This is a genomic window from Pandoraea eparura (genome assembly GCF_902459725.1).
Classification (GTDB): domain Bacteria; phylum Pseudomonadota; class Gammaproteobacteria; order Burkholderiales; family Burkholderiaceae; genus Pandoraea; species Pandoraea eparura.
This window is the reverse complement of sequence record NZ_CABPSH010000002.1, coordinates 223813-245231: the sequence shown is the minus strand read 5'-3', so window position 1 is coordinate 245231 and position 21419 is coordinate 223813. Positions and strand designations below refer to the sequence as shown.

Sequence of the window (21419 nt, the reverse complement as noted above, 5' to 3'; positions counted from 1 at the left end):
TCGGGCGCTGCGAATGCATCCTGTGAGTCTATTGGTCGAGTGCTTGTCTGTTGTCTTGGCCTTTCACCACACCCCATAGAACACCCCAGCCTTCTTGTACTGATGCGTGCCGCGTTCGACGTCGTCATGCGTTACGGTGGTGCGATTGCGCAGGCCGAGGGACCAGGTCAGCAAGCGCTCGCGCATGGCTTGTCGCACGTTGTCAAACGCCGGGTCGGTACCGAGGTCGACGAATTCATCGGGATCGTTGCGCAGGTCAAATAGCTGCGGCGCGAAGCCGTCCCAGTGAATGTATTTCCACGCGTCCGTGCGCACCATCCAGCCGCGGCAAGCGTCGGGGCGGCGGCCGAGGATCTGGCGTGCCTGCCGATAGGCGTAGTCAAGCTCGGAGAAGACGGCATCTCGCCAGGGCGTTTGCGCTGCGTCGTTTCGCGTCAGCGCAAGCAGCGAGCGACCTTCAACGCGGTGATCGGGAACAGGCATGCCGAGCGCGTCCAGCACTGTCGGCACGGTGTCGATGGCCTCGACGAAGCGTGCATCGCTATGACCGCGCGTGGCGTCGGCCTCGGGGGACGGATCGTAGACGATATACGGCACGCGCTGCACGGTGTCGTAGAACAATTCCTTCTCGCCAAGCCAGTGATCGCCGAGGAAGTCGCCGTGGTCGGCGGTGAAGACGATGAGTGTGTCCTTCCACCGCCCAAGCCTGTCCAGGGTTTCCCACAGTCGTCCGAGATGATCGTCGAGCTGGCTTATCAGGCCCTGATAAGCGGGCCGCACCTTGGCGATGACCTCGTCGCGCATGAAATTGGCACATTCCTCCTGCTGGAAGTAGGCACTCGTTACCGGATGTGGCGCCTCGCGCTCACGCTCGGCGCGCCGCACGGGCAGGCATTGGTCGAGGGAGTATTTGCTGTGGTACGGCGCTGGGGCCATGTACGGCCAGTGTGGCTTTACATACGACAGATGCATTGCCCATGGAGTATCGCCCTGGCGCTCGATGAAACGGATCGCCTGGTCGGTGGTATAGGCCGTTTCGGAGTCGGCTTCGCGCACGCGCGCGGGCAGGTGCGCATTGCGCATGTGCCAGCCGCTGACGATGCGACCCTGCGCATCTTCGGCGGAGATCACAAAGTCTGACCACGGATCGTCGCTGGCGTAGCCTTGTCGGCGAAGGTATTCGGCGTAGCCGCCGGCGGGTTCGGCGTGATGGCCATCGTAGCGGTCGACCAACGTGAAATGCCCCTCGCGCAGCAACGCACCAAGCGCATTGCCGCCGTCCAAATGCAGCCGCTTCAGGCCGTGGTTGTCCGGCATCATGTGCGTCTTGCCAACCAGCGCCAGCTTCATGTCGCGCGCGCAGAGGTATTCCCCTAGGGTGATTTCGTCGATCGATAGTGGTACGCGGTTCCACGTCGCGCCATGGCTGGCGACATAGCGCCCCGTGTAGAACGACATTCGCGACGGACCACAAACCCCCGACTGCACGAACGCGCGCTCGAATTTCACGCCACGCCGGGCGAGACCGTCGATATTGGGCGTGGCCAGATAGGGATGCCCGTAGCACGAGAGATGGTCCGCCCGCAGTTGGTCACACATCACGAAAAGCACATTGCGGATCGACGACATCGTAGGTATCCGAATTGAAATGAAGAGGCGACGTTCAGCGTAACGGTGAGCCATTGCTGGTGCCGAGCCGTACACCGACCGCGCGGCGCGTCATATCGGGCATCGGCCACAACGCGACGAGACCGACGATCATGGCCGCCGTCACGAAGTACGCCGGCATCATCTTGTCGCCGGTTGCGCTGATCAGCCAGGTGACGAGAAACGGCGAGAAGCCGCCGAACAGCGTGGTGGCCAGATTGTAGGAAATCGACAGGCCTGTGGCCCGCACCTGCGCGGGGAACAATTCGGCCAGCGCGGTCGACGCGGGACCCAGCGCGGCTGCCATCAACACGGCGAACACGACCTCCACCCCGAGCAGTCGCGGCAAGCTCGGCCCAGCGACGAGCCAAAGGAACAGGGGATAGATGGTCAGCACGTACAGTGCCATCGAGGTACCCATCACCGGTTTGCGCCCGATGCGATCAGACAGCAATCCGAACAGCGGAATCAGGATCATGCGTAGCGTGCCGGTGACCATCAGCACGATGAACGGTGCGGACACCGGCAGCTTCAGTTGAGTCACCGAATAGACCGGCAGGTACACATTCAGCACATATTGGGCGACAGAGCTGGCGACGACCAGCCCGAATGCGATCCACAGCGCTGCCTGGTGCTCGCGCCAGACCGTAGCGAGCATCGATGAAGCCTTGCCTGACGTGGTGGCGCGCGCGCCGTCGCCGGCGTCCTCAAAGGCCGGCACCACTTCGTGCAGCCGGGTGCGGATATAGAACCCGACCGGACCGATCAGCATGCCGAACAGGAACGGCACACGCCAACCCCATGCATCGAGTGTGCTCTGGCTCAGCCCGCGCGTAACCAGGGCGCCCATCAACGCGGCCGTCACGGCTGCGACGAACTGGCCGAAGTTTTGCCAGCTTCCGTAGAAGCCGCGCCGGTGAGCCGGCGCGTACTCGATCAGCATTGCTGTGGCGCTGCCGAACTCGCCCCCGGCAGACAGCCCTTGCAGCAGTCGCGCCAGCACCACGATGATCGGTGCGGCAATGCCGATCGTCGCGTATCCGGGGGTGAGCGCCATCATGGCCGAGGACACCGTCATCAACAGGATCACCAGTGACAGCGCGGCTTTGCGCCCGGCACGGTCGGCGTAGATGCCCAGCAGAATGCCGCCGATCGGCCGCATCAGAAACGCACTGCCGAAGGTCGCGGTGGTCAGCAGCATCGATACCGTCGGGTTCGACGATGGAAAGAACTGCCGCGCGATGATTACCGACAGGAAACCAAAGACGATGAAGTCGTACCACTCGAATGCGTTACCGATGGTGGCGGCGACGATCGCCCGGCGGTTGGCGCGGGGCAGGGCGGACGTGGTTGGCATCGCGAAATCCTCCTGGCGGCGGCCGAGCTCCGGGGCGGGCGGCTGCCATGTCTCGTATTTGTGTTGTTGTCCCCGCCACTAGAGCGCTCAGGGCTGTCCGTGTGGCAGGCCATCACGATTGTGTGGATTTACTTCGTTACCGTCCAATGAGATATTGCCTCCAACTCATAAATTCAAGGTTATGAATCGATGGCTTCCGCAACTTCCGGTGCATCGTCTGGCGCGTCGCTCGAACGCAGTGCGATTGACGGGTATTTTTCGCGCCAGTTGAAGCTGCGGCATTTGCAATTGCTCGTGGCACTCGCCGATCGCCAGACGGTCGGCAAGGTCGCCGAGGCGCTGCACGTGACGCAGCCGGCCGTCTCGAAGATGGTCAACGAGATGGAGAAAGGTATTGGTGTGCCGCTGTTCGAGCGCGATGGCCGTCGCATCCGGCCTACAGCCTACGGAGAGTGCCTGATCCGCCATGCGCGCGAATTGTTGCTGCACGCACAGCGTGCCAGTGAGGAGCTGCACGCGATGACCAGTGGCATCGGCGGCCGCGTCGAGGTGGGGGTGCTGTCGGTGGCCGCGCCGATCCTGATTCCGGCGGCCGTGGCGCTGTTCAAGCAGCGTTCGCCGACGGCTACGGTGTGCCTGCACGAAGGCACGCTGGATCAGCTCGTGCCGGCGCTGCGCGCGGGCCAGCTCGATATGATTGTTGGGCGACTCGCGCGGGGACTGTCCGCGCCGGAATTCACCAGTGAGCCGTTGTTCGATGACCCGACAGTCATCGTAGTGGCGCGCACGCACCCGCTGGCATCCCGCAAGCGCATCAAGTGGGCGGACCTGGCTGGGTTGGCGTGGATCGTGCCGAGTGCCGGTGCGCCAATGCACCGGCATCTGCTGTCGGTGCTGGAGGCGCATGGCGTGGGTACGCCGATCAACACCATCGAGTCGGTGGTGATCGACGCCAACGTGGGCATGCTGCAGTCGTATCCGGTGCTGGGTCTGCTGCCGCGCTCGCTGGCGCGGCATCACGAGGAGGGCGGCGTGCTGAAGATTCTGCCACTGAGCCTCGGTGCCGCGCTCGGCCCGGTCAGCACCACATGGCGCGCCGATGCCGACGACACGCCAGCCACCGCGTTGTTTCGCGCCTGCCTTAGTGAGGCGGCGAAGGTGGCGCGGGTTTAAGGGGGGGTATTAGGGGGCTCTTGTGTAGCCGGACAGGGGGGCGATCGAGGAGGTGGCTAGCGGATGAAGGGTTGCATCCTCCAGCGGCGATGCCTGACTTTTCCTTCCGCAGCAGTGCGAACGGACGGTTGAATTCACCGAGAGCGTCTGACGCCCGAGAATACGGCTGACGGCGTACACAAATGAGGCATTCTGGCCGACGAGCCTTCCTCACCCATCTAGGAAAGGCCATAGGCCACCGTGCCCACCTGAATTCCCACCGAGTCTGGCGTTGATGTCGGGCGACGGAGGAATGACATGGCTTGTCTGGAGCAATGCCAGGCGACGCTGGAAGATGCGCCCGCGTGAGGGCTCGGCGGGCGAGTCGTCAGCCCCTTAACCGTGCGGCGGAATGGCTGCCGGGTCCATCCACATCACCTCCCAGATATGGCCGTCCGGATCTTCGAAGCTGCGTCCGAACATGAAGCCGAAATCCTGGACAGGTGTGGGGTCCGCCTTGCCGCCGGCGTCGGTCGCCTTCTGCACGAGTTCAGACACCTCTTCCCGTCCGCCCGCTGACAGACACAGTAATACCTGTGCCTCCGCATGCGCGTCGACGATTCGCTTGCCCGTGAACTGGCGCCATTTGTCGTGGGTGAGCAGCATGGCGTAGATCGCCTCGGAGATCACCATGCATGCCGCGGTTTCATCGGTGAACGCGGGGTTGTTGACCGCGCCAATGGCCTCGTAGAAGGCCTTGGATCGCGGCAGGTCGGTCACGGGCAGGTTGATGAAAATCTGCTTGTTCATGATCTGGCTTCCTGTAGTTGAGCGATATATGAACGTCGGTTGTTGATGTGGGCCACGAAGAGATTGCCATGGCATCTTACTGACTAACGGTGAAAGACGGTGTTCGACGAGACCGCTTTCGGCCTCTGCCGTGACCGGATCAGCGTGCCGTACTTGCATTGCACGTCCCTGCCGCACGCGCCCCGTCGATGCGGAGAACCTTATCGGCTCGCCCCGGTGGCGGGAAGCCGGCGGTTTGCAACGAGGCGTTGCGGAACTGGAACGGTCCCGCCGGACGCAAGGGGTCAGGCGGTGGCCGGATTGGACGGCCACCGTGCGCGCACCAACTCGAGGAACACACGCACGGCCGACGTCATGCCGCGCCGGCTCGGGTACATGGCGTACAGCGTGGCCGGACGCGAGCGCACGGCTTGCAGCACGGGCACCAGTGTGCCGTCATCGATAGCGTCCTGGCAAAGATAGGCCGGCAACTGTGCCATGCCGGCGCCGCGCAGCGCGAGTTCGCGGATGACCAGGTCCAGTCGCTCCTCGGCCAGGTCGACAAAGCGATTCGAGAGCGTCAACTGTACCTGCACGCCCGGGTGCGCGCGCGCAAACTCGGCCAGGATCGGCGGGAGCGTGGTCTCGGAGATCAGCACGGAGGTATGGAGGTGGATCACGCTCGAGTGTCGCCACCCGGCGGGACAGCCGCGACTTGGCGATGCCGGTCTGCCGCTCGGCGGCGCTGAATCCACCGGCATCGATCACGTAGGTGAAGAGCAGCAAGTCGTCGAGCTGTGCGCCGGCGCTCTGCAGCATAGGGGCGGATTCGCTGTAGGCGGCGCAGGCCGCTCGGGGATCTGGCATAGGAGGCGAATAGGCGGCGAGTGGGAGGCGCGGAGCCGCGAGGTGGCGGGAATAGCAGATGCTACCGTCCTGACGCGCGGCTGGGAAGGTCGTGATCGTTCCTTCATTCTTCTTACGGTAAGCGGTGCCGTTTGCGAGCGGCGTCTCCAGCGATTTCGTCAGCCCTTCGCGTTCGTTTCCGCCGCAATCGACTGCACGCATTTATCGACGCTCAACTCCCACAGTGCGCTACGCGGCAGCGTCTCGTCAGAGGCTCGCTCAAGCACGGCCAGCGCGCGCGGTTTGAGCCGCACCAGGAGCAGCCGCTGTCCACGCGACGCCAATTCAGCAGAGAAGATGCGCAGTGCTTCGATCACTGAGCTATCGACATCGGGCGTTTCTTCGAGACTCAGCATCACGGTCTGCACCGGCGTCGACTGCTCCCGCAGCATGAAACGCACTTTACTGAGCACGGGTTCGGCATTGGCAAAGAAGAGCGGTACCTCCGGCCGCACGATCGTGATGCCGGGAATGGGTGTTGCATCCGTGTGTGCAGAGATGTCGACGAAATCGTGGCTATCTCTCAGGCGACCGAGCACCGAGACCGCCGGCTCCGACAAGTTGCGCAGTGCGAGAAGCAGGCTCACCCCGATGGCGACCAGCAACCCGTGGAGTATGCCGAACACGAGCACGGCAAGCAGCGCCGCTGTCACGACCAGTCTGTCACGTCGCCACGTCCAGTACGGCTTGAACATGTCCGGGTGCAGTGAGTGACTGACGGCATAAATGACGATCGCGGCGAGCACCGGTTCAGGCGTACGAGACAGCTGCGGTAACAGCATCAGGACGATCAGCGCGATGACCGCGGCGGCACATAACCCGGCGAGTCGGGTTTGCGCACCGGCGGCTTCATTGGCCGAAGTCGCCGAGTAGCCTGCTCCCACCGGCATCCCGTGCAGAAATCCGGAGACAAGGTTTGCACAGCCGAGCGCCATGAGGTCTCGGTTTGCCGACACGACATCACCATGCTTCAGCGCGAAGCTGCGGATCGACCCGTACGATTCCGCATATAGAATCAGCATCAGCGCAAACGCGAGTTCTGCCGTTTGCAGCCACTGCGAGCGGTCAAACATGGGCAGGCCGATAGTCATGTCGTGAAAATTGATCACGCCAACAGTGCCAATGCCATGCGCGTGCCAGTCGATCCCGTACCCCAATGCAATACCGAGCACGATCACAGCCAGCGTCGCCGGTATGCGAGCACTTCGGCCCAGCCCGAAAAGGATGGCCAGTGCAGCCACCCCCAGTGCCGCGCTATAGAAATTCCAACTTGGCGCTTGATGCGCAAGATCGAAGGCGATTCGCAGCGTACCGGTGTAATGCGATTGCACACCGAGTATGGTCGGCAGTTGCTTGATGGCAATGGTCAGCGCCAGGCCGAACGCAAAACCTCGCAAGACCGGCTTCGAGACAAAGTCCGACATGGCGCCCAGACGTGCCGCGCCAGCCAGCAGGAAAAGGATGCCCGTCGCCGCAACGAGGGCGGCGGCGTATGCGAATTGCGCACCGATGCCTCCGGCGCTTGCCCCCACGGTGGCGGCAAGCACGGCCGCTGATGAGGAGGTTCCCGACACGATCGCGAACCGGCTACTACCCGCTAGCGCGTAGACGACAAGCCCTGTGAGCAATGCAACCAGGCCCGCCTGCGGGGGCAGTCCAGCGATATTCGCATACGCAATGGCTTCGGGCAGCAAGAGTCCGGCTATCGAAACGCCGGCCAGTGCGTCACGCCCGATACGAACCCGTCGCGGGGGAGGCGGCTCGACCGAACTCGTATAGGTGGATGGCTTCTGAAGCTGTACGGCGGCGGCATGGCCGGTATCGATAGTCATATCGAGGGGCGTTATCGAATATGCGGCGGTTGATAACCGTCAAGGCGTCACACGCTGACGAGCCATTATCGCCGGATTTTTCGGCAACCGACCAAACCGCAGCGACCGCAAGGTCGCCGCGGCAGATCTTTCCCGTCACACCAGAGGAATGTAGATATTGGTTTGCCATTGGTCATGTGGCGTTTCCGGAAAGACGCTCAGGTAGTGAAAGAACAATGGATGATCCCGCAGTTCCTCACCGCTCGTAGGAAGCCAGTCGCGATAGATCGGGTAGATTGTCTCGCCGACATGGTCGGTCGATCCGGTATGCCGAATCACTGCACATCGACCGCCCGGAATGACAAGCTCGCGGATCCCATAGTGGTTCGACGCGACCGGCTCGGTGATTTCTCCACAGATGTCGAAGCGAAATGCATCCGCCGGCGTCGTGTCCGGGTTATGCCACGGAATACCAAAAGTTCTGCTCGATGCGACTGGAGATTGCCCACTTTGCTTTCGCCACTCGACGAACTTACGCACGCTTTCGTTGACAAGCCCGGTAGGTCCGCGGTGTTGAAGCGCGGCGACGCGAGTTTCGGAAAAATCGACAATTTGTATCTGCATGGTGAGTTTCCTCGAAAGATAGGGAACGACAAACGTCGCACTCCAGATATGCCAGTTCGGATGCTGTCGAAAGGCGCTCGGCGGTGTGCCGAACGCGCGCTTGAATGCCCGACTGAATGCCTCGGGGCTGTCAAAGCCCGCGTCGAACGCAGCATCGAGCACCGTGCAGGACTCACGCGAAGCCAGGCGGTGCGCAGCTCGCCGCAATCGCATCAGTTGAACGTAGCGCGCGACTGGTAGCCCCACAAAGGCAGCAAATTGCCGATGAAAATGGAACTTCGAGAAGTTCGCAATGCGACTTAGCGCTTCCACCGAGAGGTCGCCCTCAAGGTTCATTTCGATGTGGGTGAGTACGGCATTGAGGCGCTTGGTGTAAGTGCGAATGGCATCAACATGATCTTGCATGGCCTGGATATTTGGGTTGTGCGACATGCGCATGGTCGCTTATGGTCGAATCACCGTGCCTAGCCGCGCTTGCTCAATCTCCAGACGGCAGGTCAGATAAGGGCGCTGCTCGTCCAGCCAGCCTTGCGCAGGCGCCACGTGCCCCGTTCCGAATCCCCGTTTGAGAGGCTAGCGCGAAAGTGAGCTGAGTTGCCAACAATCTGGGCCGGAGCGCCCAACGACTGTTTATGGCCGGTAACGCTCGTTAGTCCGTCGATCGCTTGAATGCCTCGTTAATGTTGTGTCGATGTGTGAAGCATGCAGCGCAACGCCTATGCCATTCGCAGATCGCGCAACACATCGAGTACGTGTTGCGTGGAGCGCTCGATGTGCCCCGCGCGATGGGCAATGCCTAGCCGACGCCACAACGCAGGCCGCAGAGGGCGCATGACAACACGCTTGTCGGGTAGTGGCGCAGTCGCCTCATGGGGTAACAGCGCGGCGCCGTATCCTGCCGCGACCAGACTCTTGATCGCGTCGTTGTAGTTAAGCTCAATACGAGGCACCGGTTGATGCCCTCCGGTCGCGAACCACTCCGCGCTCAGCTGTGAAAGACGCGTTGTCGCGTCGTTGAGAATGAGCGGTTGGCCAGCGAGCCATGCGGGCGTGACGCGGGCGGGGCACTGCCAATGTGCCGGCACAAACGCCATCACAGGATCGCGCCGCCAAGGCGTGATCACGAGTCCCGCCACGGGCGGCTGAGGCAGCGCGACGAGCCCGACGTCCAGCGTCCCATCCACCAGTCCGGTCAACGTTTCCCGTGACGTGAGCACGGCCACCTGAATGTCGATGGCGGGATGGTGCTGGCGCAGCACCTCAAGCGCTTGCGGTAACAGGTGCGCGATCGCGCCAGTCGAAGCCCCGATCCGCACGCGCCCTTCGAGTCCCTGCACCTGGCGTTGAATATCCGCCAACGCCTGCTCCGCATCGGCCAGCAAGCGACGCGCGCGCTCCACCAGCACCTCGCCTATCGCCGACGGCCTGACGTGTCCGCGCTTTCGCGACAGAAGAGGCGCTCCAATGCGCTCTTCAAGTTCAGCGATGTGGAGGCTGACCGTTGGTGGTGCCAAGTGCAATGCGCGTGCCGCGTCCGCAAATGAGCCGCGATCGGCAATGGCAACCAGGGTGCGCAAGCGGTCCAGGCTGATCTCTCGCATGTCGGCGTCCAGATTCAGGAACAATGAATGATCACGTTGTGAAATTCAACTTTCTCTATTCTAACTGTCAACGGAATATAGGGACTCGTTTCCGCTTATGGCTTCTTACCATTCACAGTCGACGGAGTATTTCACGCATGAGCTCTCCCGTTGTATTCATCGACGGCGATCAAGGCACCACCGGGTTGCTAATCCAGGAACGGCTGCGCGGCCGGACCGACATCAGACTGATGACACTTGATGCCGCGGAGCGCAAAGATTTGCGGCGTCGCGCGGAATGCATCAACGCCTGCGACATCGCAATCCTCTGCTTGCCGGATGCCGCGGCACGCGAAGCAGTGGCCGCGATTGTCAATCCTGCGGTTCGGGTCATTGACGCCAGCTCCGCACACCGTACTCAGCCTGACTGGGTCTACGGGTTTCCGGAGCTGGCGCCGGGACAGGCCGAGCGAATTGCCAACGCACGTCGCGTCACCAACCCCGGTTGCTATCCGACTGGTGCGCTTGGGTTGCTGAGTCCGTTGGTGCAGGGCGGGCTCATCCCGCGCGATTACCCGATCAGCATTCATGCAGTATCCGGCTACTCCGGTCGCGGACGGGCGGGTGTGGAGGAATATGAGGGCGCGGGGGCCGCTGACGCGCCTTCGTACCAGATCTATGGCCTGAAACTCGCGCACAAGCACGCCCCGGAGATCCAGCAGCACGCTGGGCTCGCGCAGCGTCCCATTTTCGTCCCGGCATACGGCGCGTTCCGTCAGGGCATCGTGCTGACGGTGCCCCTGGCGGTGCGGCTGCTGGCACCCGGCGTGGACGGCGTGGCGCTACACGCCGCCCTGGCTCGCCACTATGCTGAGGCGGTTCATGTGCGGGTCTTGCCGCTGCATGATTCGAACGCCGTGGAACATTTGAACCCACAAATGCTGAATGGTACGAACGACATGCAATTAAGCGTGTTTCGTAACGCGGACGACGGGCAGGTCTTGTTAGCAGCCGTTTTCGACAATCTTGGCAAAGGCGCATCCGGCGCCGCGGTTCAGAACCTGGACCTGATGCTTTCGTCGCAGTAGTTGTCGCGGGCTTGTGATGACGGTCGGCGACGAACGGATGTGCCAACGACGGTTGCCGCATCTGTTTGTGGCCGTCGAACGATTCGTTTCGGCCGGCAAGGGTTATCGGTCCGTCGGCTGTGTCCGACCCGCGACGGCTATTGCTTACCCTTGAGCGAACGACCGATACAGATCTACATGCGGTCAGCGGTTCCTAAAGGTTGCGCAGAAACTCGATCACGGCGGCGTTGACGAGGTCTGGGGCCTCTTGTTGCAGCCAGTGACCCGCTCGCTGAATGATTTGAGAGTCTCGCAGGTTCGGCACGAGCTTGCGCATGTCGCCGATGATTTCGCGCATACCCGGAATCGCCAGCCCGGTGTCGTATTCCCCGACTAGGTAAAGGGCGGGAGTTTGGACCGGAAGGCCGTTGAAGGCTGCCTGCAATTCCCAGTTACGGTCGAGATTGCGGTAATAGTTCAGCCCACCGCGAAACCCCGACGCCTTGTATGCCCGCACAAAAGCGTCGAAGTCGGCCTTATCGAGCCATGTGGGTGGCGACGCAGGTTCGGGCAGAGCGCCGAGGAGTCCCGCCTGCCTCGCAACGAGTCCAAAAGGATTGGGTGTTTTCTGGTCGCGCGGGCCGGCGTCCCCTGACGCCCAGAAATATAGCTTACGCAGTGTAGCCGCGACGTCGAGCTCGAGTTCGCTCTCGGCTTGCCCAGGTTGAGAAAAGTAATTCGTGTAAAACCAGGCTTGTTCAGTTTGCGGAAATATCCGGCTCGGCGAGATCGGGGCTCGGTCCATCATGGGAACCCCGAGCGCCACGACAGCGCGAAAGCGGTCGGGGCGCAACTGCGCGGCCTGCCACGCAATGGTTGCGCCCCAGTCATTTCCCACCACGACAGCATTTGTCTCTCCGAGCGCGTCCATGATCCCAACGAGGTCGCCGATGATGTTGAGCGTCGTATATCGCTCTGGTTCAATTGGACGATCGCTGAGTCCGAAGCCCCGCAGATCCGGTGCGACTGCGCGAAATCCTGCATTCGACAAGCCTACCAATTGATGTCGCCAAGCGTACGACGTCTCAGGAAACCCATGAAGAAGCAGGACTAGCGGCCCCGCTCCCTGGGCGGCGATGCTCAGGCGGACGCCATTGGTTTCGATGAAGGACTGAGTAAATGCGTACACGATCGCGCTCCGATGGTTGCGTTAAGTCACGCGAAATCGTAACATCAAATGTCACGAATAACTTGCTCAAGCAACATGCAACGAGACACACGGTTGGCCCGGCTTCTTCACGTACTCATACACATGGACCTGCGCGGCGGCACAACCACCTCCGAGACGATCGCGCAAATGCTGCACACTCAGCCGTCGCTGGTTCGACGCACTATGGCTGCGCTGCGTGCGGCGGGTTATGTAGAGTCGATCGTTGGGCCGGGGGGAGGCTGGGCTCTCCGTCGTGAACTCAGCGATCTCACTGTGCGCGACATATATGCTGCAATCGCATCTAAGAGCGCATTCGCGATCGGTACGGCAGATGACAATCCGGCCTGCCCGGTGGAGTCAACCGTCAATCGGTTCCTCGACGACGCGCTGAATTCGGCAGAGGAGGAATTGCTCCGACGTTTCGCGCAAATGCGTCTTTCCGTCATGGCGCGGTACGTGAAGGTGCCGAAGCCCTGAGGAGCGTCCACTTTTGGCGCGGTGGCAGTCGTCTGTCTGTCGGCCGCGTACGGCCGTTTCTGGCTGAAAACGGTCACGCGCGAGGGGCAGTTTTCGACCCGGAGCCGACAATCGCATTTCCGCAAAGCAGTCATTCATTTGATCGTCACCAACGATCGTATGTCCACGCCCGCGGGTTCATGCGGTGCATAAGTGGTACGTCTCACTTCGCCGTTTTGGCTTCTATTAACCCGTACTTTCCGTAGACGTTGACCATGCACGACATCATCTCGTCGTCGTAGGTGCACTTGCTATTTGACTCCGCCGTCGCCAGCTTCTGGCGCCGCATGTATTCCTGCCTAGAAAGCTTCAACCTTGTAGCGTTCGCTATCTCGACATCCTCAGCGTAGGCCATGTCTTCGCGACCGAGCCAGTAGTTTTTCAGCTCCCGATCGCTCAGAACGTGGACGTCATCGGGAGGAGTCGAGAACATGGCGTCCGCAAGCTGCTCGGAAACGTTCATGCGCGAAAAATAGGTTTTCGACTCGGCCACCACCTTTTTCATGGCAGCGTCGAAGCTCTCAGACGGGGCTGTCGCGAAGTACGGCCGGTGGATTCCCACATCACCATATAACCAGCGCACCAGCCCGCCAGCAACGATATAGACGCAGGAGCTCATACACTTGGCCTTCGCTGGTACCGCGACCGCCATTCTGTAGCTGCGCACGAGCGTTCCGATGCGCATGGCAGCGTCAACCTCGCCGCCGGGAGAGTTGATGACAAGAAACTTATTTACTGGGCTGTCTTTTATGAAATCCTTGCCGGCAGACTCGTTCCGCAGAAACGCGAGTACGCGGGTTAAATCGTCAGCATCTTTTTTGGTTATACCCCCGCTGAAGTGGACTCTAACTACGTCGCCCTTCTCAACCCAAACCTCAGCCGCGCCTGCCTCTTTGACAACAGGGCTTGCCGCAATTACCAAAAAGAGCAGGATTTTGTAAATGCTATGTGTCCGCAAGATTTTCCCGATGCGAGTGAATTGATTATTCTCTCGGCACTGCGTAGCCAGCCCTCCGATTGCATGAGCTTTAGTCATTGTCAACGATCTAGCTGGATGTGTCGAGCGTCTCAAGTTGGCCGATTGCGGCCGATCACGGACGTCCGTTTCCGACCCGAAGCGGCCACATGCGAGCGTTGCTTCGCTGGCAATAAGCGGACGTTCGCGGACGACTACGGTCAGCCCTATAAACTTCGTACCGGCACGACTTGGCGGACGTTGATGTCTCGACCGTGTGAGTCGTCGGTCAATGCTGATCAGTCAAAGCGAGGGCGATTAGCGATTTCGGCCATCTGCTCTGCAGTTGGCATGTAAATACGGAGTTCCCGTTCCCAAGTGCCCAGTCCATTGACATCAAGTCTTAGTCGAACAGGAAGTCTGTTTGCAGAAGGTTGGTCTGATAGTAGTTCGACTGTGTGAACACGCGTCACACACTGCAGCGGCGTGTAGTGTCGACCCGTCACGGTATCCTCGTAAGGGATGGACGCTTGCCGGATGACATCCAGCTTAAAAAGAAGATCGAGCCAAGGTGAGCCAGAATAACTCTGAAAATACTCAAAGAATCGCATGCCGAAGCCACGATGAAAGGGCGACTCCCCTCGCTGCATCGACAGGACTTCTTTGACGCGCTGAGGAAAATATTCGGAACCTGATACGCACGCGATGTCGCCTTTGGCATCAAGGAACAGATCGTTTGATTCGTCATTCGTCGCCAAGCCGCTACCGATTCTCCTAACGTCGGTGCGAGGGAAAATCGGTGATACGGGGCAACGCAATACGTATCCGTCATCGTCCTTTTTCAGGCTGGGGGCTCCAGTTACAGCGCGACCATCTCCCAGTTCGTTGCACAGCACGTATTTGTCATAGGGCTGCACACTCGAGAAGCTTCCGATGAATGTGGCGATCTCGTGCGGGTCACCAGCAAGGAAATGGCTTAGCTTGAAAGTCCACGCATCGGATTCAATCCCAGCGATAGTGGCGGTGACGATAATGGCCGGGCCGAGCGCAACCAGACCGGAGACAGGTGCGGAGCTCGAACCAACGCGCACGGCGCGAGCACAGGCTTCCTCATGCCGGCGCTTCATGGCGCGAAGCGAGGTTTCCGAATACGTAACGTCGTCTCGATCAATTAGCGTCGCGTGGTCTGAACAAAGCCATATCCCATTCGAGATGTCTGAACGTTGGTCGTGGGTAGCATTTGGATCGTAGCGACGAAAATTCGGCGACGCTGCACAAATATGGGCGGCAATACCGATAGTGGTTATTTTATCGGGCCCCTCTTCGCTCGGACCGACAGTGAGCTTCGAACAGCCATCAAAGCAGCATTGCCAGCCTGCCCGAGCGGCTAACGCCCGTATCACGGGGCGAGAAAAGTCGTCTCGATTGCTATTTGCGTTTTTCATCACGCCATTTTAGCGCCATTGCAAGATGTGGGATCAATGGACGCGCGCCATTGACCGGTTGAATCCACAACCCCGAAGCGGTCTTTCGGTTATGCGCGTCAAATGTGCCAGTCAGGGCATTCCAGGTCGTGAACCGGTTTTCCTTGCGCCAATTCCTTCAGGTGATCAAGCTGGCTCACGGCATCAGCCCCAGTCTCAATATGGTAGTCATTGAGCTTTCGGTTCTCCAAAGCATTGCCGCTGAAAACTGGCCCTGTGAGTGAAAGATCCGGCAAGTAATTCAGCCCCATCTGCTTCTTAATCCGTACGGCTGCCTCGCTTGCCTTATCCTGATCTTGAAGGCGTTCCGGCAAGGCATCAAATGCATCGTGGATAGCGATGCTTTCCCACGGGGCTGCACGCTCCGCGCTCATGAAAATTGGGTTGAACGAGCTCCAATCGTATGGGAGTTTTTGTCCGGTTGATTGCTTGGCATCACGGCCAATATTGATTTGGGCGAGCCACGCATACTCACCGGCCACGCCCTCGGTAGGCAAGTCGTCGCGCGTAACATCAAGTTCGACGGCTTCGGCTACCCCAGCATCTGCCAAGTATCCAGCGGCGGCCGCCGCAGTGGCGAACCAATCTTCGGGTTTTGCGGATGCTGATACGCGAATTTCAGCCTGTTCAAGCGTGTACCCGTTGGTGAACTGATCATTGACGGCCAGCCTACAAATCTTGAATGGCAGGACGTGGCCGATTTTCTTTCCTTGGGTAAGTGCTCGGTCCTCGTCGGACTGCGCACTTGTGTTCGTGGTGCTGGTCGCGACCTCTTGATTGCCATTTCCACGCGAACATGCCCCGAGAGAGGCCATGACGAAAACTGCGACGGCGAGCCCGATTTTTGTGTGAGTGCGCTTGTTCATTGGGATCTATGTTGTGTGTGAGGCGGTCTCGCTCGTGCGGGTCGTATTTTTAAACGCCGAGCGTCTGGTTCTGGCCGATACCTGCCCGATGGCAACGGCCGACGTTGGCGAGACGCCCGATCAACGGGAGGTTAAGTCAGGAAGACCTCGATTTTTCCTCGGGCAAGGCCACGCTGGATTGTCGCTAAATCGGATATTCCTAAATCCGCAAAAATCGGTAGTCTGCGAGGCTTCGGCGAATCATGGATCATCGCTGCGTGAAAGCAATCATTCGGCTCTCTCCATGACTGAACCTCGTTTCACATTCCTTGACCAGCCCGAATGGGAAAATTGGTTGACTCAGGGCAGCTGACATTGACGTACGAGCAGGCGCTGGAAAGTGCCCTTTGTCATGGCTGGATCGACGGTCAAAAAAAGTCTGAGTGTGATGAATACTGGTTGCAACGCTTCATGCGGCGCTCCGCAAAAAGTATCTGGTCCCGGCTCAACAAAGATCGGGCCGAAACGCTGATCGCCGCAGGCAGAATGCTGCCTTCTGGCACGCGGGAAATCGAGAAAGCCAAAGCGGACGGCCGCTGGGAGGCAGCCTATACCTCGCCCAGTAACTCGGTCGTGCCGGACGACCTGCAGGTCGCACTGGATGCCAATCCCAAGACCTGCGAGTTCTTTGCGGCGCTGGCGAGCGTCGAACAATACTGGTTGGAGTCGCCCAGGCGTCGGTCCAGTCATAGGCGTTATCGAACGGCTCTCACCGTTGTGCCGTTGCCCGGAGCGGCCACCTCATCCATGGCAAACCCCTCACTCCCTCCAGCGTGCTAAAATTCTTGACTGATCAAACATTGATCCGTCAAAAAAATGGCTCCCAGTCCCAATACCCCGCATTCGGCGGGGCAGGTATTGCCGTTCCGGCAATCGATCGTGGCGATGCTCGGCCTGTGTTTCTGCACGATGATGGTGGCGCTCGACCAGACCGTGGTCGGTACCGCGCTGCCGACCATCGTCTCTGAACTCAAGGGCTTCGAGTACTACGCCTGGGTCGCGACCTCGTATCTCCTGACTTCCGTCATCACCGTACCGATCTTCGGACGACTCGGCGATTTTTACGGACGCAAACCCTTCGTCGTCGCGGCCATCATCATCTTCACTGCCGCGTCGGTCCTGTGCGGCGCCTCGAACAGCATGTTGTTCCTCGTTATCGCGCGCGCTCTGCAAGGCATCGGCGGCGGCATGCTCGTCGGCACCGCGTTCGCCTGCATCCCCGAACTGTTTCCCGATCCCCATGTGCGCCTGCGCTGGCAGGTCATGCTCAGCTCCGCCTTCGGCATCGCTAACGCGATCGGGCCCTCGCTCGGCGGCTTCCTCACCGAAGCCTACGGCTGGCGCTCGGTTTTCTACGTCAACTTGCCGGTGGGGCTGCTCGGACTGTGGTTTGTCGGCCGTCACCTGCCGCACATGCGCGCCGGCGGGCACGGCAAGGCGAGCCTCGACTGGCTCGGCGCCGTCTTGATCACCGCCACGCTCGGCAGCCTGCAAATGCTTGTCGAATGGCTGCCCGCCGATGGCCTCTCGCGCGGCGTGCTCACGCTGCTCGTCGTGTTGGCGATCTCCTCGTATGCGCTCTACTGGTGGGAGCGGCGCACGTCGCATCCGATCGTGCCCTTCGAAATGTTCCGCGACAGGAAACTCGCGCCGCTCTTCGTGCTGTCAGCCTTCGCCGGCTTCACCATGTTCGGCGTGCTTTTCTATGCGCCGCTGCTGCTCCAGGGCGGCTTCGGCCTCTCGCCGCGTGAAACCGGCCTGCTGATCACGCCGATGGTCGTGTGCATCACCGTGGGCAGCATCGTGAACGGCCGGCTCATCACCCGCCTGCCGAACCCGAACGTGATGCTCTACGGCGGCTTCTTGCTACTCGCGCTCGCGTGCGCCGGTGTGATCACCACCCATCGAGGCACACCGCACGGCTTGATCGCTTCCTATATGCTGCTCGCCGGACTGGGCCTCGGCTTTGTCATGCCGAACCTCACCGTCTTCGCCCAGGAAGTCGCGGGGCCTGCGCACCTGGGCATCGCCACCGCGCTCATGCAATCGCTGCGCATGATCGGCGGCATGCTCGGCACGGCCATCGTCGGTACGCTCGTGAACCACAGCTACACCGGTCGCGTGACGGATGCCCTCGCCGCCAATGGCGGCACGCAATGGGCCCCGCAACTCGCCGATCCGCAGATCCTCGTCAATGCACAAGCGCAAGGCGACTTCCTCACGACGCTCGCGCACATGGGGCAGAACGGCGCGCTCTTCATCGAATCGGCCCGCACGTCGCTCGTCGCCGCTATCCACAACGGGCAGATGATGTCGCTCGCGGCCGCGCTCGCCGGTCTGTGGTTCGTCAAGCGCGTGCCGCTCATTCGGCTGACGCGCGGTGCAAAGCCGCGGCCGCCTGTCGGGGAGTGACGCGATGCCCACGCCACAAAGACGCAACGTTATCCAGCAACTCGGCCAGACCTATCGGGCGATGATGCTTGCCTTCGACGCCAAGGTCGGACACCCGCTGCCGCGCTGGCGAATCATTCTCGCGCTGGCCGAGCGGGGCACCTGTTCTCAGAAGTTTCTCGCGGAACATTGCCGTCTCGATCCGGCGTCGCTCACGCGTCAGTTGAAATCGATGGAAGCGCTCGGCTGGATCTCGCGCGCGACCGATCCGCACGACAACCGTCTCACGAACGTCACGCTTACCGCCGCCGGCATGGCCGTGTACGACGAGGCGACGCCCCGCCGCCAGGCCTTCTTCGACGACGCGCTCGAAGGCATGACACCCGCCGAGATCGCCACGCTGGAGAGCGCACTCGGCCATCTGGAAGCGCAGTTCAAGTCGGTGGCGTCCCGGGCGAAAGCGACCGATTCGGACGTGAAGGCGAGTGCGGAAGCGGCCCGCCCCGTGCCTGTCGAGACGCCGCCGGCCCCCACAGCCGCAGCCCGCAAACGCGTGTCGCGAAGTCAGGCGTAAGCCCGTCGTTGCAACGGCTATCCGGAACATCCAGAACACCCGGAATGCAAAGAAGCCGCCCATCGGGCGGCTTCTGCCTTGCGGCGCAATGAAGCGCGCCTGAAGCGCAACGCTTCGCGCTATCGGTCCGCGATCAGAAGAACGTCTGCACGATGTCGACGACGTTGTAATCGCTGTCCACCACCGGCAAATGACGCCATTTGTCGAACGTGAGGCACGGATGCGAAATGTCGAACGCGATCATGTCGCCCACGCGGATATCGTCGCCCGAGGCGATACGCAGGTACGCGTGCTGATCCATCATGCCCGTGACTTCCCAATGCGCTGGCGTCGCCGTCGGTGTCTTGCTCTCACCCGGACGGAACTGCAGCGCCGGTTCCGGCATGCCGGCGTCGAATGCCGCATCGCGCTTGCCTAGCGCGATGATCGCGCGCTCCGGTTCGGGAATCGATTGCACATACGCCCAGAGTTGCAGCGCCGGTTGAAGTTGCGAGCGCATCTGCTTCGCAATCGGGTTGCGCGTGGCGATCTGCGCCTGCGCGGCCTTGTAGATGCCGACGTCGTGTGTGAGGTAGCAGCCCGGGCGCAACACGACGTCCAGCGGCGCGCCCACGTCCTTGTGCGCGAACTCGTCGGCGACGACGTCGTACCACGCCGAACCGGCGCCCGAGAGTACCGCCGGGGTGCGCTCGATGCGACCCGCCGCCACCAGCTCGCGCGTGATGCTCACCGCGCGTTGCAGGAACGCACGAATGTCCGCTTCGGTGCTCAGCACCCCCTCATAGACTTCCACGCCCGCGAGCTTGACGGCGTCGTGGTAATGCGTCAGAGCGTCGAGCACAGCCTGCTGCTGTGCAGCGTCGCGCACCCCGGTACGGCCCCCCGTCACGCCGAGTTCGATGAGCACCTGGATCGACTGGCCGCGCGCACGGAAGAACTTGCCCAGATGCGCCACCGCAGCGGCGGAGTCCACCAGACAGAAGAATTCGAAATCGGAATCTTTCAGCAAATCGGCGATCAGCGCCATGTTGCGCTTGCCGACGAGCTGGTTCGCCATGAGCACGCGTCGCACACCGTGGTGATAGGCGGCGTGCGTCTGCTGCGCCGTCGCGAGCGTGATGCCCCACGCGCCACCGTCGAGCTGACGACGGAACAGCTTCGGCGCCATGGTCGTCTTGCCGTGCGGGGCGAGTTTCACGCCGTACTCATGCACGAAGCGCTGCATCCACGCAAGGTTGTGACGGATCTTTTCCTCGTAGAGCACTGCTGTAGGCAGGCTCAGATCTTCGTCCAGCAGGTTCCATCCCAATCCGGCCGTCGCGGACGGAGCGAGAGGCGCTTCCATCGCCCCAAGACCCTTGTTGAGGGTATCGATCATGCCATGCTGATAGTTTGTATCATTCATCGAGAATTCTCTCCGTGAAGATGCGGGGTAGGCCGCTGGATGCCTCCTATAATAGCTTTTAATTTCCTGTGTTTGACAATTTTGTTATAAAGTACCAAAAAATCACCAAACCTATCAGCAAGGCACCCCGGCGCAGCCGTCGCGGGGCCGCATGGACTCGCGAGATGCCCGAAACCTTCGATATCGTGACGCGCGTTGCCGAGCGCAGCGACGCACTGAGCCAGGCGGAGCGCAAGGTCGCGCAGGTGGTGCTGGACGATGTCGCGGGTGCGGCAGCGGTGTCGATCAATGTGCTGGCCGAGCGCGCGGGCGTGAGCGAGGCGAGTGTGACGCGTTTCGCGAAGGCGATGGGTTGTCGCGACGTGCGCGATCTCAAGCTGCGTCTGGCACAAGCCGCCGTCGTCGGTCAGCGCTTCTTCGGCACGAACGCGACGAGCGGGCCGGATGGCTCGACGGAAACCATCGACCGCATTGCCGACGATATCCAGAGCACGTTGCAACTGCATCGCAGCCTGATCAAGCCGGACACCGCGCGACGTGCAGCGGCGCGGCTGCTGTCGGCGCGCATGGTGTACGCCTTCGGGATGGGGGGCGGCTCGTCGATGATGGCCGACGAAGCGCGTTACCGGCTCGTCCGGCTGGGACGCCCAGTCGCGAGCTATCAGGACGCCGTGCTCGCCCGCATGGTCGCCAGCACGCTCGGGCGCGAAGACGTGGTACTCGCCTTTTCGGTGAGCGGCCACACGCCGGAGCTGGTCTCGGCCTGCGAGATCGCCCGCGAGTACGGCGCGCAGGTGGTGGCGGTCACGGCGACCGGCTCGCCGCTCGCGGCGCTGGCCGACGAGGTGCTGCCGATCCGTGCGCTGGAAACGGACTTCATTTTCAAACCGTCGTCGTCGCGCTACGCGATGCTGCTGGCGATGGACGTGCTGGCCACGGAACTGGCGTTGCTCGCCAAGCCGCAGAGCCAGGCGCTGTTGCGGCGGATCAAGTACGTGCTCGATACGCATCGGGGCGGCGGCGATCGCCAGCCCCTCGGAGACTGA

Annotated in this window: 18 protein-coding genes and 1 pseudogene; 7 read left to right on the top strand and 12 right to left on the bottom strand. The window is 61.3% G+C overall.

The features are described from left to right. Positions 1–63: 63 nt before the first annotated feature. The gene (locus PEP31012_RS05205) at positions 64–1629 is read right to left on the bottom strand and encodes a sulfatase-like hydrolase/transferase (RefSeq protein WP_150588284.1); all 1566 of its coding nucleotides are present in this window, start codon (positions 1627–1629) and stop codon (positions 64–66) included. Positions 1630–1663: 34 nt separating this feature from the next. Continuing rightward, complete coding sequence (locus PEP31012_RS05200; protein ID WP_150588283.1) at positions 1664–3004, bottom strand: MFS transporter; 1341 nt, start codon at positions 3002–3004, stop codon at positions 1664–1666. A 189-nt stretch (positions 3005–3193) separates the two neighbouring features. Between PEP31012_RS05200 and PEP31012_RS05195 the strand changes: the two genes are divergently transcribed. Then, positions 3194–4177: a LysR substrate-binding domain-containing protein gene (locus tag PEP31012_RS05195; RefSeq protein ID WP_150588282.1), complete on the top strand. Its 984-nt coding sequence runs from the start codon at positions 3194–3196 to the stop codon at positions 4175–4177. 375 nt (positions 4178–4552) lie between these two features. Here the strand turns inward: PEP31012_RS05195 and PEP31012_RS05190 are convergent, their stop codons facing one another. The 5 genes from PEP31012_RS05190 to PEP31012_RS05170 form a co-directional block, all read right to left on the bottom strand. After that, complete coding sequence (locus tag PEP31012_RS05190; protein ID WP_150588281.1) at positions 4553–4966, bottom strand: VOC family protein; 414 nt, start codon at positions 4964–4966, stop codon at positions 4553–4555. A gap of 284 nt (positions 4967–5250) precedes the next feature. Further along, positions 5251–5625, bottom strand: coding sequence for a LysR substrate-binding domain-containing protein (locus PEP31012_RS05185; protein WP_246171152.1), 375 nt, complete (start codon positions 5623–5625; stop codon positions 5251–5253). 345 nt (positions 5626–5970) lie between these two features. Continuing rightward, the gene (locus tag PEP31012_RS05180; protein ID WP_150588280.1) at positions 5971–7683 is read right to left on the bottom strand and encodes a SulP family inorganic anion transporter; all 1713 of its coding nucleotides are present in this window, start codon (positions 7681–7683) and stop codon (positions 5971–5973) included. A 135-nt stretch (positions 7684–7818) separates the two neighbouring features. Next, a complete protein-coding gene (locus PEP31012_RS05175; protein ID WP_150588799.1) occupies positions 7819–8691 on the bottom strand; it encodes an AraC family transcriptional regulator in 873 nt (290 codons plus the stop codon). A 311-nt stretch (positions 8692–9002) separates the two neighbouring features. Then, a complete protein-coding gene (locus tag PEP31012_RS05170; protein WP_150588798.1) occupies positions 9003–9887 on the bottom strand; it encodes a LysR family transcriptional regulator in 885 nt (294 codons plus the stop codon). Positions 9888–10024: 137 nt separating this feature from the next. Between PEP31012_RS05170 and argC the strand changes: the two genes are divergently transcribed. After that, entirely contained in the window at positions 10025–10954 is a 930-nt protein-coding gene (gene argC / locus PEP31012_RS05165; protein ID WP_150588279.1) for an N-acetyl-gamma-glutamyl-phosphate reductase, read from the top strand. A gap of 193 nt (positions 10955–11147) precedes the next feature. Here argC and PEP31012_RS05160 read toward each other — a convergent pair whose 3' ends face one another. Beyond that, positions 11148–12122 (bottom strand): alpha/beta fold hydrolase, encoded by a 975-nt coding sequence (locus PEP31012_RS05160; RefSeq protein ID WP_150588278.1) that lies wholly within the window; start codon positions 12120–12122, stop codon positions 11148–11150. 75 nt (positions 12123–12197) lie between these two features. Between PEP31012_RS05160 and PEP31012_RS05155 the strand changes: the two genes are divergently transcribed. Continuing rightward, positions 12198–12620: an Rrf2 family transcriptional regulator gene (locus PEP31012_RS05155; RefSeq protein WP_150588277.1), complete on the top strand. Its 423-nt coding sequence runs from the start codon at positions 12198–12200 to the stop codon at positions 12618–12620. Between the two features lie 202 nt (positions 12621–12822). Here the strand turns inward: PEP31012_RS05155 and PEP31012_RS05150 are convergent, their stop codons facing one another. From PEP31012_RS05150 to PEP31012_RS05140, 3 genes are all read right to left on the bottom strand, one after another. Continuing rightward, positions 12823–13695 (bottom strand): COG3904 family protein, encoded by an 873-nt coding sequence (locus tag PEP31012_RS05150; RefSeq protein WP_150588276.1) that lies wholly within the window; start codon positions 13693–13695, stop codon positions 12823–12825. A 218-nt stretch (positions 13696–13913) separates the two neighbouring features. Continuing rightward, positions 13914–15059 carry a hypothetical protein gene (locus tag PEP31012_RS05145; RefSeq protein WP_150588275.1) on the bottom strand — a complete coding sequence of 382 codons (1146 nt, stop codon included), beginning with the start codon at positions 15057–15059 and terminating at the stop codon, positions 13914–13916. A 98-nt stretch (positions 15060–15157) separates the two neighbouring features. Beyond that, on the bottom strand, positions 15158–15964 hold the full coding sequence (locus PEP31012_RS05140) for a hypothetical protein (protein WP_150588274.1): 807 nt from the start codon (positions 15962–15964) through the stop codon (positions 15158–15160). A 283-nt stretch (positions 15965–16247) separates the two neighbouring features. Here PEP31012_RS05140 and PEP31012_RS05135 point away from each other — a divergent pair. From PEP31012_RS05135 to PEP31012_RS05125, 3 genes and pseudogenes are all read left to right on the top strand, one after another. Next, positions 16248–16660: pseudogene (locus PEP31012_RS05135) on the top strand (YdeI/OmpD-associated family protein); the annotation flags it as partial. Positions 16661–16819: 159 nt separating this feature from the next. Continuing rightward, positions 16820–18415, top strand: a complete 1596-nt coding sequence (locus PEP31012_RS05130) for an MDR family MFS transporter (RefSeq protein WP_150588273.1) — start codon at positions 16820–16822, stop codon at positions 18413–18415. A 4-nt stretch (positions 18416–18419) separates the two neighbouring features. Beyond that, positions 18420–18968: a MarR family winged helix-turn-helix transcriptional regulator gene (locus PEP31012_RS05125; RefSeq protein ID WP_150588272.1), complete on the top strand. Its 549-nt coding sequence runs from the start codon at positions 18420–18422 to the stop codon at positions 18966–18968. Positions 18969–19101: 133 nt separating this feature from the next. On the opposite strand, the gene PEP31012_RS05120 is transcribed toward PEP31012_RS05125, so the two are convergent. Further along, entirely contained in the window at positions 19102–20373 is a 1272-nt protein-coding gene (locus PEP31012_RS05120; protein WP_150588271.1) for an amino acid deaminase, read from the bottom strand. A 164-nt stretch (positions 20374–20537) separates the two neighbouring features. Between PEP31012_RS05120 and PEP31012_RS05115 the strand changes: the two genes are divergently transcribed. Then, complete coding sequence (locus PEP31012_RS05115) at positions 20538–21419, top strand: MurR/RpiR family transcriptional regulator (protein WP_150588270.1); 882 nt, start codon at positions 20538–20540, stop codon at positions 21417–21419.

What these genes read in the sequence shown, in the direction of transcription:
- PEP31012_RS05120 (WP_150588271.1), bottom strand. Translation starts at nt 20,373, where the DNA reads ATGAATGATACAAACTATCAGCATGGCATGATCGATACCCTCAACAAG.
- PEP31012_RS05125 (WP_150588272.1), top strand. Translation starts at nt 18,420, where the DNA reads ATGCCCACGCCACAAAGACGCAACGTTATCCAGCAACTCGGCCAGACC.
- PEP31012_RS05200 (WP_150588283.1), bottom strand. Translation starts at nt 3,004, where the DNA reads ATGCCAACCACGTCCGCCCTGCCCCGCGCCAACCGCCGGGCGATCGTC.
- PEP31012_RS05195 (WP_150588282.1), top strand. Translation starts at nt 3,194, where the DNA reads ATGGCTTCCGCAACTTCCGGTGCATCGTCTGGCGCGTCGCTCGAACGC.
- PEP31012_RS05115 (WP_150588270.1), top strand. Translation starts at nt 20,538, where the DNA reads ATGCCCGAAACCTTCGATATCGTGACGCGCGTTGCCGAGCGCAGCGAC.
- PEP31012_RS05130 (WP_150588273.1), top strand. Translation starts at nt 16,820, where the DNA reads ATGGCTCCCAGTCCCAATACCCCGCATTCGGCGGGGCAGGTATTGCCG.
- PEP31012_RS05170 (WP_150588798.1), bottom strand. Translation starts at nt 9,887, where the DNA reads ATGCGAGAGATCAGCCTGGACCGCTTGCGCACCCTGGTTGCCATTGCC.
- PEP31012_RS05140 (WP_150588274.1), bottom strand. Translation starts at nt 15,964, where the DNA reads ATGAACAAGCGCACTCACACAAAAATCGGGCTCGCCGTCGCAGTTTTC.
- PEP31012_RS05175 (WP_150588799.1), bottom strand. Translation starts at nt 8,691, where the DNA reads ATGCAAGATCATGTTGATGCCATTCGCACTTACACCAAGCGCCTCAAT.
- argC (WP_150588279.1), top strand. Translation starts at nt 10,025, where the DNA reads ATGAGCTCTCCCGTTGTATTCATCGACGGCGATCAAGGCACCACCGGG.
- PEP31012_RS05180 (WP_150588280.1), bottom strand. Translation starts at nt 7,683, where the DNA reads ATGACTATCGATACCGGCCATGCCGCCGCCGTACAGCTTCAGAAGCCA.
- PEP31012_RS05145 (WP_150588275.1), bottom strand. Translation starts at nt 15,059, where the DNA reads ATGAAAAACGCAAATAGCAATCGAGACGACTTTTCTCGCCCCGTGATA.
- PEP31012_RS05150 (WP_150588276.1), bottom strand. Translation starts at nt 13,695, where the DNA reads ATGACTAAAGCTCATGCAATCGGAGGGCTGGCTACGCAGTGCCGAGAG.
- PEP31012_RS05205 (WP_150588284.1), bottom strand. Translation starts at nt 1,629, where the DNA reads ATGTCGTCGATCCGCAATGTGCTTTTCGTGATGTGTGACCAACTGCGG.
- PEP31012_RS05155 (WP_150588277.1), top strand. Translation starts at nt 12,198, where the DNA reads ATGCAACGAGACACACGGTTGGCCCGGCTTCTTCACGTACTCATACAC.
- PEP31012_RS05190 (WP_150588281.1), bottom strand. Translation starts at nt 4,966, where the DNA reads ATGAACAAGCAGATTTTCATCAACCTGCCCGTGACCGACCTGCCGCGA.